The 12,377-nt window shown below is 65.8% G+C and carries 13 protein-coding genes; 9 read left to right on the plus strand and 4 right to left on the minus strand.

Annotation, left to right across the window (positions count from 1 at the left end; all coding sequences use genetic code 11):
* Positions 1-32: 32 nt before the first annotated feature.
* Entirely contained in the window at positions 33-437 is a 405-nt protein-coding gene (locus JW805_20310) for a hypothetical protein (GenBank protein MBN2974342.1), read from the plus strand.
* A gap of 320 nt (positions 438-757) precedes the next feature.
* Positions 758-1,078, plus strand: a complete 321-nt coding sequence (locus JW805_20315; GenBank protein ID MBN2974343.1) for a single-stranded DNA-binding protein — start codon at positions 758-760, stop codon at positions 1,076-1,078.
* 44 nt (positions 1,079-1,122) lie between these two features.
* Here the strand turns inward: JW805_20315 and JW805_20320 are convergent, their stop codons facing one another.
* Positions 1,123-1,314 (minus strand): hypothetical protein, encoded by a 192-nt coding sequence (locus JW805_20320; protein MBN2974344.1) that lies wholly within the window; start codon positions 1,312-1,314, stop codon positions 1,123-1,125.
* A 99-nt stretch (positions 1,315-1,413) separates the two neighbouring features.
* Positions 1,414-2,025, minus strand: coding sequence for a hypothetical protein (locus tag JW805_20325; protein MBN2974345.1), 612 nt, complete (start codon positions 2,023-2,025; stop codon positions 1,414-1,416).
* Positions 2,026-2,539: 514 nt separating this feature from the next.
* Here JW805_20325 and JW805_20330 point away from each other — a divergent pair.
* Both JW805_20330 and JW805_20335 read left to right on the plus strand, forming a co-directional pair.
* A complete protein-coding gene (locus JW805_20330; protein ID MBN2974346.1) occupies positions 2,540-3,517 on the plus strand; it encodes a DUF2493 domain-containing protein in 978 nt (325 codons plus the stop codon).
* A 189-nt stretch (positions 3,518-3,706) separates the two neighbouring features.
* On the plus strand, positions 3,707-4,285 hold the full coding sequence (locus JW805_20335; protein ID MBN2974347.1) for a hypothetical protein: 579 nt from the start codon (positions 3,707-3,709) through the stop codon (positions 4,283-4,285).
* 65 nt (positions 4,286-4,350) lie between these two features.
* On the opposite strand, the gene JW805_20340 is transcribed toward JW805_20335, so the two are convergent.
* Positions 4,351-4,521 carry a hypothetical protein gene (locus tag JW805_20340; protein MBN2974348.1) on the minus strand — a complete coding sequence of 57 codons (171 nt, stop codon included), beginning with the start codon at positions 4,519-4,521 and terminating at the stop codon, positions 4,351-4,353.
* A gap of 421 nt (positions 4,522-4,942) precedes the next feature.
* Here JW805_20340 and JW805_20345 point away from each other — a divergent pair, with 421 nt between their 5' ends.
* Positions 4,943-5,188 (plus strand): hypothetical protein, encoded by a 246-nt coding sequence (locus tag JW805_20345; GenBank protein ID MBN2974349.1) that lies wholly within the window; start codon positions 4,943-4,945, stop codon positions 5,186-5,188.
* Positions 5,189-5,521: 333 nt separating this feature from the next.
* A complete protein-coding gene (locus tag JW805_20350) occupies positions 5,522-5,746 on the plus strand; it encodes a hypothetical protein (protein MBN2974350.1) in 225 nt (74 codons plus the stop codon).
* Between the two features lie 121 nt (positions 5,747-5,867).
* On the opposite strand, the gene JW805_20355 is transcribed toward JW805_20350, so the two are convergent.
* Positions 5,868-6,086 (minus strand): hypothetical protein, encoded by a 219-nt coding sequence (locus JW805_20355; protein MBN2974351.1) that lies wholly within the window; start codon positions 6,084-6,086, stop codon positions 5,868-5,870.
* A 626-nt stretch (positions 6,087-6,712) separates the two neighbouring features.
* On the opposite strand from JW805_20355, the gene JW805_20360 reads away from it, so the two are divergent.
* From JW805_20360 to JW805_20370, 3 genes are read left to right on the plus strand one after another with little or no spacing between them, the layout of a single operon-like run.
* Positions 6,713-7,003 (plus strand): hypothetical protein, encoded by a 291-nt coding sequence (locus JW805_20360; GenBank protein MBN2974352.1) that lies wholly within the window; start codon positions 6,713-6,715, stop codon positions 7,001-7,003.
* Complete coding sequence (locus tag JW805_20365; GenBank protein MBN2974353.1) at positions 6,993-9,296, plus strand: type IV secretion system DNA-binding domain-containing protein; 2,304 nt, start codon at positions 6,993-6,995, stop codon at positions 9,294-9,296. Before JW805_20360 ends, JW805_20365 begins: the two co-directional genes overlap by 11 nt.
* A 3-nt stretch (positions 9,297-9,299) precedes the next feature.
* Positions 9,300-12,350: a conjugative relaxase gene (locus JW805_20370; protein ID MBN2974354.1), complete on the plus strand. Its 3,051-nt coding sequence runs from the start codon at positions 9,300-9,302 to the stop codon at positions 12,348-12,350.
* The last annotated feature ends 27 nt before the right edge of the window (positions 12,351-12,377 follow it).

A 12,377-nucleotide genomic window follows, 5' to 3' on the forward strand; every position in this document is an offset into this window, starting at 1 on the left:
TGAAAATACCTGAACCGGTTCCAGGCCTCGTCATCCGCTACGCCTATCTCTGGAGCCACGAAGCCAAGGCCGGCCACGAAGAGGGCAGCAAGGACCGCCCCTGCGCCATCCTCCTGACCGCAACCACCAAGGCCGGCGCAAGAATGGTCACCGTCCTTCCGGTGACGCACATGCCCCCGGCTGACCCTAAACTCGCGGTGGAGATCCCGGCGGCCACGAAGGCGCGCCTTGGCCTCGACGACGAGCGATCATGGGTGATCCTCACCGAACTCAACCACTTCCAATGGCCCGGCCCCGACCTGCGTCCAGCGCCCGGCGATCCGGCCGGCGACGTCGCATACGGCGTGCTCCCGGCCAGCCTCTACGAGACCATTCGCACGCGTTGGCTTGCCGCCTACGACGCTGGCAAGATCGCCCAGGTTAAGCGGACCTCCTGACCCATTGCGCCGCCAGACGCGTCCAATGAGATGACGCTGCATTTGCCGGTCAATCGCCGATCGGCCCCGCATCGACGTGGTGGGTCCCCGTCATCCTTTGGTGCCAGCGCCTTTCCGTCGCCGGTTCCTGACACCTGCGGCGAGACGGCCGCGTCCCACAACCCCATCCGCTCGCCCGTGTTGCCGCTACGCGGCTGCCCGCGCCAGCTCGCTCCCGGGGTTTCCCTCCGCGCTTCGCGCTCCGGTGTCGGCCGCGCCCGCACGCCGCTCTTCGGTGTCACCGGCGGAAAGGCCGCCGCAGCATCGGAAGGAGCAGTCCCATGAACAACGTCAACATCACCGGCCGGGTCGCCAAGGACCCCGAGACGCGCGGCACCGTCACCACCCTCATCGTCGCGACCGATCGCGTGAAGCTCAGGGACGGCAAGACCTATGTCGACGAGGCCACCGGCTACACCGCCAAGGAAACCGAGTTTCACAAGATCACCTGCTTCAACGGTCTCGGCCGTGCCGCCGCGATCCGGGAGAAGGGCAACGTGGTCGCGATCACCGGCCGCCTGCATTATTCGAGCTGGGAGGACCGCGACGGCGTGACGCGCTACGGCTGCGAGATCATCGCCGACAAGATCGACTTCTTCTGAAGCGCAACGGAGCGGCGCTCACGCGCCGCTCTGTCCGCCTGTGTTCAGGCCGGAAGCCGCATCGCCGGCGCCGGGATCGTCGGCGTCAGCAGGTCGGCCACGCTCTGCGTGAAACCCAGCGCCAGCACCACCTCGTCGCGCGACAGGGTGAAGCTGCGCGCCAAGCCGTCGACCAGCAGATCCTTGAACCGCGCGGCGAGTGCCTCCGCGGCGTCCCGGATCATGGCCTCGTCCATCGCCAATCTCATGACGCTCTCCATGCATCGTGATCCTGCGCCCCGACTCCGTATAGCATTTTTCGTGCCGCCGGCGGACCGACAATCGATCGATCGATGTCAGTCGAGCTGGCCCGGGTAGTTCTGGCGGCGGCCCGCCTCGAGATTGCGCACCATGTTGTCGACACCGATCTCGAAGAACTCGGCGAAATGGAAATTGGCGTGCTCCCTGAGCTTCCACTGGTGCTCCGAGATCACGGCGATCACAGCATTGGCGAGCGCGATAACCGCAGACCCTTCAAGCGGATAATCCTCGTAGATTCGCCCCGGATCGAGGAAATACTTCTTGTCCAGGTGCGCGAAGAACCGGTCCCGGCGGCCCATGATCGCCGCGATCGTCGGCCGATGACTCTCGAGCGCCGCGACCTGCGCGTCGAGCACATCGGCGGGTGGTGTGCCCGCCTTCCAGGCGATGTTTTCCCGGTTCTTCCGACAGAACTCCAGAAACGCAAACACGCTGCCCTCCGCCCGGCGGGGATCCTCGAGCAGCCGCGCGACGGCCAGGTGGAGGTCGGTCTCGGCCGACAGCATCAATGGATAGAGGATCGGCTCGATCGTCCAGAGGCGATCGCCATGGATTTCATGCTGCCGGAGCAGCTGCGCATAGACGCCGAGCTTGGCGGCCAGGCCGGGTGGCTCGGTCCCGTGCAGCAGCGTCGCATAGCGCGACAATCGCTCCTCATAGTTCGCCTGGATCAGGGCCTTCACGCGCACTCCGCAGGTTCGTCAAAGACGCTGCTTGCCAGATTTGCCCGCCGCCTGCGACCTGCCGTCGTCGCGCTGTCATCAACCGCCAATGGTTCGACGCATCCCACCCTGCGGGCGGGACCGGCGCTCTACTCGCTGTCGCTCCCGGAGCCCCGTCTCCGCCGGGTCTCCGCCCTTACGGGTGACGATCACCCTGCGGGGAGCGTGAGGAGAGGTGGTGACCAAAAAATCTCTCTCTCTGAATTCCTAGTTGTGACGTGCGGGGATCCGAGCCCGTCAAGGATGAGCGGTTCCCCCAATTTCACGCACCCTGCGCTGCGCTCCGGGCCCGAGAAAATCGGCTCCCCCGCTCCCCGCTTCGCGGCGTTAACCGGGATCCGACTGGCGCCGGCTTCCCGGTTAACGTCCCTGACCGGCACGACCGCCGCACGTCGAATGAGAAGCCTCATCGAATGGATGAGATTCCAAGGAGGCTATCATGCAGACCAGTTTCACCAACTTCGCCGACCTCGCCAGCCACATTGCCGCCGCGCGCGAAAACGAGGACCTGACCCAGACCTACGAAGGCGCTTTCATCGAGCATAGCGAGATGGCCAAGCTCAGCATCGTCGAGGCGCCGGAAGCGCTGGACATGCCCGACCCCGAGCAAGTCCGGGCCGCCGTCGAGATGATGATGCAGACGATGTTCGATGTGCTGCGCGACACGCGCATGGAGGCCTTCGCGACCGATCTCGCCTGGGGTTTCGCGAACAGCTTCCACGTCGTGGCGAAGCGGATCGAGGGCCGGGAGGACGACGCGGCCAAGAAGCTCGGCGACCTCGCCCGCGCCTACGACCCCTCCGAGATCTACGCGACCGAACTGGAGGACACGCAGCTCCTGTGTCAGACGCTGCAAGGTTGCCGGGAAGCGATGGAATGCATGCGCGACCATGCCGCCGAAGTATATCGCGTCGAAACCGGCAAGCCCTTCTCGCCGGTCCGGGGAAGCAGGGTGTCGAGCGCGCTCAACGCATCGATGATCGACGCCCGCGACTATCTCGCCTCACGCGCCCGCGAGCGCCGCGAACAGTTCGCGCCCGAAGGACCTGTGGTGGCCTTCTCGGGCGGTCAGGTCTGGGAAGACGGCGACCTGCTCTGGAAGGGTCTCGACAGCATCAAGGCGCGCATCCCGGAGATGATCCTCGCGACGACCGCGCAGGCCAAGGGGTGCGATGCCGTGGCGCACGCATGGGCCGCCTCGCGCGGCGTAAAGGTAATCCAGTTCCGCCTCGATCGCAGCCAGGGCAACCGCGCCGCCTTCGTCCGCAACGACCGCATCCTCAACCTCAAGCCGGTCGAAGCGGTCATCTGCGAAGGCTCGGGCATCCAGCAGAATCTCGCCCAGAAGCTGCGGCAGGCGGGTGTTCCGCTGCACATCGTCCGCCTCACCCAGCAGCGGGGCCAACGCGCCGCCTGAGGCGCTTGTCCGAGAGGCTCCGGCGTAAGCCGGGGCCTCTCTTCCTTTCTTGCGTCGACAAGCGGCGCTCAGGGGCATCGAGCCCCTTCGCGCCGCGAGACTGAGCGCCTGCGCGCTCGCTCCGGCATCCCGCCGCTGGCGGAAAAGGAGAGGGGGAGGATCGGCTGCGGTTCAACAAGGGAGGACGAGATGTCCATCACGTTCCGTATCGCGACGGCGGCCGATGACCAGCCGGGTCCGCGAGCCACCATCAACGCCCGGCAACTCGCCGCCTTCCGGACTTTCCTTCGCGAGGAAAGCGCCCGCTGCAGAGCCGTTCTGCTCGACCCCGACGCGCCCGAGGACGAGTATCTTTCCTATCACTTCGAAGCACGCGTCTGCCCACTCGCGCTGGCCGCGATCGCGAGGATTTTCGACTTCGACGCGAACGTCATCAGCGTCGTCGAAGAGGCCCAGTTCCGATGCCGCCGGGTCAGCGTATGGCGGGACGAGGGGGCAGCAACGATCGCCATGCGGGTCGCTCTCACCTCCGATCGGGGCCTCGAACTCGATCTCGCCTCGGGCAACGCCGCTGTCCTGCTTGAGAGCCTCGGACTGGCGCCGGACAGCATCGGCGAAATACCCATAGATGCCGTCCGCGTGCGGCTTGCCAACCCGGCCGTCCGGCGCCGTGCGGAGGAGGAGGGGATCACCCCGTATCTTGATCGGCTCGACCAGCTCATCGGCCTGGCCGACGCCGACGACACTTCGCGGCTGGAATGGGCATAGCCTCCGCCCGTTCCCGCCGCCGAAGGAGGGCGCGTCACCTCGCATGGCGCGCCCTTTTTTGCCGCTCAGGCTTGCGCCGAATTGCCGGGCGCGGGCTTCAGGAGGGCATCGATCGCGCGTTGCAGATGAAGCGACGCCTCGTCCTCGCCGATCGCGCCGAGATACTCGCGCGCCTGACGCATCAGCGCCAAGGCGAGCGCCCGTGTCACGCCCGGATCCTTCTCGTTGAGGTCCATATCGCATTCCGGAGCGCGACCATCATCGGAGCAACTTGGGCGCTCTCGCCAAGCAACTCCCGCGCTGGGGCGCGGGAGCCGGGGCTGGTAACACGTCGAGACATGCGCCTACGCTTTTAGTGCCGAGGCACCTGGACATATGCGCAGGCACCCCGGCGTGAAACCACACCGAGTTGCCTTTCTCGACGGGATTACCAGTCCCGGCGCCACGGCCTTCGCAGCGCAGCGCGGGAACTAACACAGACCATCCGCGACACCAAGGCACAGCGGCCATGCCCTACTGCCACTGCGACGGGCACCCCTGATCAGCCCTTGGGCGGGGTCGCGCGCCCGGCTCCTCTTCTCTCCCTCCGCCAAAACGGCGGCGTCTCGAACGAAAGGGCGCTCGAGCGCTCAATCCCCTCGCACCTGGAGCGCAACCATGACCGTATCCGCAACCCACGCTGCCGTCGCCGCCATCGCATCGATCGACCGCGAAACGGCTCGGCTGCGGCGCCTCCTCAACCACCGAGAAACCTTTCTCTCCGGAATCGATCGCGCCGCCCTCACGACCGCCGAAAACGCCCGGATCGCGGAGCGGGAAGCGGCCCTGTCGCTGGAGCTTCGGCTCCGCGAGATTGAAGGGGACGCGCTCCTCTGGAGGCTGTTCCATGACGGCATGGAATAGCGAAGGCTGCCAGACGCAGGCTCGCTCGCGTGACGCGCGGACCCGCCGGCCCGCACGCCGCTACGCCTCGGCCTGGTCCTCCGACCGAGAGGAAACATCTCTCACAGTCTTCCCATTCTGTCGGCCGGGCGAGGCCGCCTCAAGGACGGCGGGGCCCCACCATTTTCTCCGGCGGATCGAGCGCAGCGCTCCCCCCTCGACACCGGTGGCCGCCGAAGAAAATCGTGACCCCCACCGCCGCTGCGCGGTCGCCGGCAAGCCGGCGATCCTTGACCCGACCTCACCCGCCCGACGCGCCTTCCCCTGTCATTCAAGACAGACAGGAGCATAGCCATGCAGACGATCACCAACACCGCCGCCGCCCACAACAACGCCTACTTCGCAGCGGTCGCCAACGCGGAACGCCGGGCGCTTCACAGCTTCTTCGATCAACATGTCATCGAGGACGAAGAGCAGGGGTATCTCGCCATCGACGAGGGCGATTACGGGAACCTGACGCCGGCGATGATCGACCGGATCGTCTACACCGCGCCGGGCGGGGTCCTCGACGAATTCTGAGACCGACAAAAAGGGGAGGCGCGCGCGTCGCCTCTCCCCTTTTTTTGCTGGAAGGAATACGGGCATAGGGGGCATCGAACCCCCTATGCCCGTGCCGCGGCGCTGCCGCGGCAGGCTGGGTTCAGGCCCTCAGCCGCTTTTCAACCTCGTCGATTCCGAGCGATTTTACCCGCTCGACGATCGCGGTCAGCCGCCTGATTTCAAGCTTCAGCAGGCCCGCTTTTTCCACCGCCGTTATGGCCTGCTCGCGCTCTCGCTCTTCGAGCTTTCGGCGCCGTTCCTCCAATCGCTGTGCATCCGCTTCGAACGCTGCGCGCTCCTGTTCCAGTGTCTTTGCCATAGGTGCCTCTGTTCAAGGCTGATCGGGCTATGAACAGTCCGACCATAGCGGGAGAGCCTCCGCCCCGGAAGGAGAAGAATGGTGCGGGGGCGCATCGGGCTTCACGCCCGATGACGGCTCTATTCGCTAGGGCTGCCGCACCCCGTTGGGGCCCGGCAACCCAACCTCACGGAGCCAAGGCAAGCGCCTTGTCTCCGCCCATTCGGGTGACGATCCTCGCCTGACCAAGGCGCCCGCTGGTGGCCCCTGACTTCGCGCGGGTCGATTCTCGCCGTTCCGCCTGCCGGCGGACCTCTGCCCAGCCGGACCCGGCTACGGGCCATTTCCAACGACCTCCGGACAGGTCCGGGACCATATAGCGGTCTCTTGGGATATGCGCACACCCTACGCACCTGAAGGTGCAGGATTCCCGTGTTCCCTCAATAGCTTAGGGCGACCGGAGAGCGTGCCACGGCGTGGGACGTTCGCGAGGGAGTCTGTTTATCCCAAGCTTTCAGTGACTTAGCCGTGCCACGTGGTGCCACGCGCTCTGTGTTCCCCATTTCTCTTTGCCGCCCACCGCGCGATCGGTTATATCTCCACACGCTTTCTCAGGTCCCCACCAGCCTCTCTGCTAGGAGGCTGGTTTGTCCTCGACGACACGGCACTGCACGGTCCGGCTCGACCGCCAGCAGTATGATCGCATTCTGGCCCTCGCGACGGACCAGGAATGCAAGCCCTCCGAGATCATCCGGGCGGCAGTCGATGCCTATCTCGGCACGGCGAGCGTCATCACGTCCAGCCACCGCCGATTGGCGCGGATCAGCGAGTTCATGCAGCTCGCGCTCGACGTCATCATCAGCGAGCAATATCCCGAATTCCGCGAGCGGATCATCGCCAATGCGGACAAGCGCCTGGAGCAATACCATGGCGCGTAAGGACATCCGCACCGATGGCCGCGCCATACCCCTGACCCATCATTCGGCGCGGGGCAAAGTCCATCGCAACGCCGGCAATTTCACGCGCGGAAGCCAGCTTCTCACCCACGAGATGCTGATGTGGTTCTCGGGCGCGAAGCTGCCCTTCATCCTGTGGTTCTTCGCCTTCCTCGCGGCCTGGTTCATCATCTTATCGCTCAAGCTCGACGAGCACGGCTTCCAGCTCGTCTGCATGAAGCTCTACGCGATGCTTTGGGACTGGGTCGGACTGGACCCTGCCAAGCGGGTCAACGTCACCCTCCCCAACGGCGAAATCCACCGCACGATCATGGCGGTCGTGCAGTATATGCCCGAGGTCCAGAGGGCCTGGAGTGTGGCCGTGCGGGGCCTGCTCGGCGCCATCCTCGTCTCCGTCTTTCTCACGATCCCGCTGACCATCTGGTTCGTCGATATTTCGCGGCGTCGGGGCCGGTCGATCCTGCAGGAGCGACACGAGCGGGGCGCCATGCTAGTCGAGCGCGAACTGCTTCTCGCGGAGGTGTCCCAACACAACCAGGCGGCGTTCGAAAAGGAAGCCCGGGAGTGCCTGCCCGACCTCTCGCCGCGGCAGGTGCTGCAACTGCCCTTTGCGGCGCGCAAGGCCGCCGGGATCCACCATCCCTACATACTCGCCGGCATCCCGTTCCCGCACCGGATGGAACAGTCGCACACGATGCTGGTCGGCACCACCGGGTCGGGCAAGACGACCGAGCTGCGCAGCCTCGTCAAGCAGATGCGCGAGCGTCAGGACAGCGCCGTCATCTTTGATCTCACCGGTGCCTATGTCGAGGCATTCTATGACCCCGAGCGCGATACGATCCTCAATCCGATGGACCGGCGCTGCCCGGCATGGTCGATCTTTTCGGACTGCTGCACCCACAGTGAGTTTACCGCCGCCGCTGCGGCCCTGATCCCGTCGGACGGCGGCTCCTCAGAACCGTTCTGGGCGCTCGCGGCGCGAACTCTCTTCATCGAAATGTGCGTCCGCCTGCAGGAGCGTGGTGAGACCACCAATCTCGCGCTGTCGGAACATCTGATGACGGCCGATCTAAAGCGCGTTCACCGCTACCTTCAGAACACCATCGCCGACCCTCTGACGGCCCCGGAAGCCGCCCGCATGGCGGAGTCGATCCGCGCCGTCTTCAACACGAACGCGCAGGTCCTCCGCTTCCTGCCAGACGAGGGTCCGCGCTTCTCGATCCGCGAATGGATCACGGGTGAGAAGAAGCCAGGCTCCATCCTTTTCATCACCTCAAATTACGTCGACATGCCGATGAACCGGGCGCTGCTGACGCTCTGGATGGACCTCGCCATCAACCGGCTCATGACCATGCCGCGCACGCGGTCGCTGCGCACCTGGTTCATGTTCGACGAGCTCGGCGCACTTCACCGGCTGCCAGCCATCGAGAATGGCCTTCAGACGGCCCGCGCCTTCGGCGGCGCAATGATCCTCGGCATCCACAGCTTCGAAAAGCTGGTCGAGGTCTATGGCGAGCAGGGCGCCCGCAATCTCGCCTCGCTTGCCCGCTCCAAGCTCATCCTCGCGACCGCCGATCTCGACACCGCCGAGCAGTGCGCCCGCTATATCGGCAACCGCGAAGTCCGCCAGATGGATGAGGCCTACAGCTACGGCTACAACAACACGCGCGACGCCTCGACGCTGACTCCGCGCAAGCAGGTCGAACCGCTCGTGATCGCCGACGACATCACGAACCTGCCCTCGATGCATGGCTTCGTGAAGTTCCCCGACGGCTTCCCGGCCGCTCGGATCAAGCTCGTCTGGAAGGACTATCCCCAGGTCGCGGACGGCTTCCTGCCCCGCCCCGACATGAAGCCGGTGCGATCGAAGCGCGGAGAGGAAGTGTTCGACGGAGAAGGGGGTGGTGAAGCCGGTGGGCGTGATGGTGCCGGCCAGGTGATCCAGGAGGTGGTAGAGCCGGTCAACGTGGCGAAGGAAATGGCCGCGCGCATCCTGTCTGCCGAGGTCGATGCGGAGAAGGAATCGACCAGCAAGGGGGTTCACGAAAACAACGCCGACCGCGACGGACAGGCACCCCGTCAACATGCGGCCGACATCGCACAGACTGCGCGCGCGGCAGCAGAGCAGGAGGCAGCGCAGGCCCGAGAACGTGATGATCGAAAGGACGGTCGCAGCCATCACAGCGCGCCGCGGGTCGAGGATCAGACGATCGTCGAGCTACGCCAGGATTTCTCCGCCGGCCGCGAGCCTGACGGCATGGACATGGGGATCTAGCCAGTGCTCTCGGTCGCCTCCGTCCGTTCCGCCTCCGGCGCCGCCGGCTACTTCGCCAAGGACGACTATTACACCGTCGACGACAGCTCGGAGGTCAGTGCCTGGGGCGGCGAGGGCGCCTCCGACCTGGGCTTGTCCGGCGAGGTGGCGAAGGATGCCTTCGAAGGCATCCTGAACGGTATTCTGCCGAGCGGGGAGGGCGTGGCACAGGTCGAGAACCGGCGATCGGGCGTCGACCTCACCTTCTCGGCTCCGAAGTCGGTGTCGCTGCTCGCCTATGTCACCGGCGACAAGCGGATCCTCGGCGAGAACGGCGCCAACATGAAGGCGGTCGCGCGGGCGATGGCCTGGGTCGAGAAGAACCTCGCCGAAGGGCGCAAGGACGTGGAAGGGCGCAAGGTTCCGGTGCAGACCGGCAACCTCGTCTTCGCCTTGTTCCAGCATGACACGAGCCGCGCCCTCGATCCTCAGGCGCACGTCCACGCAGTAATCGCCAACCTGACCAAGATGCCCGACGGCAAATGGCAGGCGCTCCATGCCGACAAGATCTGGAGCAACAACACGGTGATCGGCTCGATCTACCACGCCTTCCTGCGCGAGGAGATGGAGAAGCTGGGCTACAGGCTAGAGCTCAAGGGCAAGCACGGGACGTTCGAGGTAGCCGGTGTCCCCAAGGCGGTGCTGGAGGCGTTCAGCCAGCGCCGCGAAGCCATTCTCGAGAAGGCGGCCGAGCTCGGCATTACCTCTCCCAAAGGGCGCGACAGCGTCACCACCAATACGCGCGATCCCAAGCTGAATGTTGAGGACCGCGACGGCCTCCGACGCGAGTGGATCGAGAAGGCGGCGGCCCTCGGCTTCGATGGCAAGGCCCTGCTCGAGGCGGCGCTTGCAAGATCCGAACAGCGCGAGCCGGGAAGCGCTCTCGAGCGCGGCTATCGCGCCGTCTCCGAGGCGCTTACGAACGCCTGGGAAAAGCTTGGCGACGTCCTCAAGCCGCACGATCCTCTCGTCGATCGGGGCCTGGCTCGGGTGACCCACTCGCCGGCAGAAGCTCGTGCGCAGCTGGCTGTTGCGTCCGCCGTGCGCATGCTTTCCGAGCGTGAAGCCGCCTTCAACGTCAACCAGCTCGGCAAGACCGCTCTGGATCTCGGTCTGAAGGGCGTCACGGTCGACCATGTCGAGCGGCGGATCGCTCAGCTTGTGGAACGCGGCCAGCTGATCGCGGGCGAGGCGCGCGTGGGCGACACCCGGCCCCGCATGGTGACCACGCAGGAGGCCCTCAGGACCGAGGAGCGCATTCTCAAGGCGGTGGAGCAGGGGAAGGGCGCTTCCACTCCGATGATTGCGGCCAGCGAGGCTCCCGAGCGCTTGCAGGCACATGCGGATCGCGAGCTCAACGCCGGGCAGCTCGCCGCCGCCACACTGATTGTCTCTTCGGAGGACCGGACGGTGGTGGTGCAGGGCATAGCCGGCGCCGGCAAGTCGACCATGCTGCAGTCCGTCGCGCGGGTCGCCGAGGCGGAGGGGCGGGCCGTCACGGGCCTCGCCTTCCAGAACAAGATGGTGGCGGACCTCGCAGAGGGCGCCGGAATCAAGTCCCAGACCATCGCCTCCTTCATTCTTGCCAACGAGCGGCACGTCACGAACCGGCAGGGCGACGCCTATGAGCAGGCGCGGGCCGTGTTCGGCGGCCAGATGCTCGTCGTCGACGAGACCTCGATGGTGTCGAGCGACGACATGCTGAAGCTCCATCAAATCTCGGCCGCGCTGGGCGTCGACAAACTCGTTCTCGTTGGCGACCGGCAGCAGCTCTCCTCGATCGATGCCGGAAAGTCGTTCGCGCTCATCCAGGCCGGCGGGGGAACCATGGCGCGCATGGACGAGAACATCCGCCAGCGCACCGATCAGCTGCGCACCGTCGCGGCCCTGGCCAATGTCGGCGAAGCGGGCAAGGCCATGAAGGTGCTTGGCGACAGCGTCATCGAGCACAATAGCCCGGCCTTGCACGCAGCCGAAATGTGGCTCGGACTCTCGAGCGCCGATCGGGAGTCGACGGCGGTGTTCGCGTCGGGCCGCGCCTCGCGCGCGATCATCAATCAACGCATTCAGGACGGGCTTGCGGCCGAGAAGACCGTGCGCGGCGAGGGGATTCACCTCACCGTCTACGAGCGGGTGAATACCACGCGCGAGGAGTTGCGGTACGCATCCACCTACCGGCCCGGACAAACCCTCGAGGTAGGCAGGGGAGGCGGTCAGGACGTCGGCCTCGCCGCCGGCCGCTACGACGTCGACAAGGTCCACCCCAACGGCAAGGTCGATCTTCTCGACGGTCGCCGGCGCATCCGGTTCGACCCACAGAAACTCTCGCCAACCGAGAAGCGCGACCGCCTTCAGCTCAGCGAGAAGAAAGATCTTCATCTGCGCGAAGGCGATCGCATTCGCTGGACCGCCAACGACAAGGGGAGGGGGCTCCACAACGCCGCCCTCGCACGCGTCCTCACCATCGATGCGAGCGGCGTCACCGTCGAAACCGCGAGCAAGGAGCGGCTGACGCTCGACCTGGGCGATCCGATGCTGTCGCGGCTCGACCTCGCTTACTCGCTGAACATGCACATGGCGCAGGGCATCACCACCGACAAGGCGATCACCGTCATGTCGAGCCAGGAGCGCAACCTGTCCAACCAGCGCCTGTTCAACGTCGGCGTCACCCGCGTTCGCGACGAAATGACGATGGTGGTGGACGATAAAGCGAAGCTCGAGCGCCAGCTCGACAACAACCCCGGAAACAAGACCTCGGCGCTCGAAACGGTGGGTCGGCTCGACGTCGACCGGGAACGCGGCACGGGCACCAGCCCGCGCGAAAAATTCGATCCCGGCCCTGTCGATCTGTCGGACTTGCCGCCTTTGCCAGGCGACCCGCCGCTTCCGACTGCCGGGAAGGGCCAGGCTGCGTCTGCACCGGGCGATCCCCTCAAATCACCGCCCGAGCTCAAGCCCGACCGCAGCGACGTGCTGCCGCCGCTGCCGGAACGCAGCCTGGGGCTCGATCTGTGACGACCGACCGGCCGGACCGCCGGATTG

This window comes from Roseomonas aeriglobus (assembly GCA_016937575.1).
Taxonomy (GTDB): Bacteria; Pseudomonadota; Alphaproteobacteria; order Sphingomonadales; family Sphingomonadaceae; genus Sphingomonas; species Sphingomonas aerigloba.

What these genes read in the sequence shown, in the direction of transcription:
- JW805_20315 (MBN2974343.1), top strand. Translation starts at nt 758, where the DNA reads ATGAACAACGTCAACATCACCGGCCGGGTCGCCAAGGACCCCGAGACG.
- JW805_20320 (MBN2974344.1), bottom strand. Translation starts at nt 1,314, where the DNA reads ATGGACGAGGCCATGATCCGGGACGCCGCGGAGGCACTCGCCGCGCGG.
- JW805_20330 (MBN2974346.1), top strand. Translation starts at nt 2,540, where the DNA reads ATGCAGACCAGTTTCACCAACTTCGCCGACCTCGCCAGCCACATTGCC.
- JW805_20335 (MBN2974347.1), top strand. Translation starts at nt 3,707, where the DNA reads ATGTCCATCACGTTCCGTATCGCGACGGCGGCCGATGACCAGCCGGGT.
- JW805_20340 (MBN2974348.1), bottom strand. Translation starts at nt 4,521, where the DNA reads ATGGACCTCAACGAGAAGGATCCGGGCGTGACACGGGCGCTCGCCTTG.
- JW805_20345 (MBN2974349.1), top strand. Translation starts at nt 4,943, where the DNA reads ATGACCGTATCCGCAACCCACGCTGCCGTCGCCGCCATCGCATCGATC.
- JW805_20350 (MBN2974350.1), top strand. Translation starts at nt 5,522, where the DNA reads ATGCAGACGATCACCAACACCGCCGCCGCCCACAACAACGCCTACTTC.
- JW805_20355 (MBN2974351.1), bottom strand. Translation starts at nt 6,086, where the DNA reads ATGGCAAAGACACTGGAACAGGAGCGCGCAGCGTTCGAAGCGGATGCA.
- JW805_20365 (MBN2974353.1), top strand. Translation starts at nt 6,993, where the DNA reads ATGGCGCGTAAGGACATCCGCACCGATGGCCGCGCCATACCCCTGACC.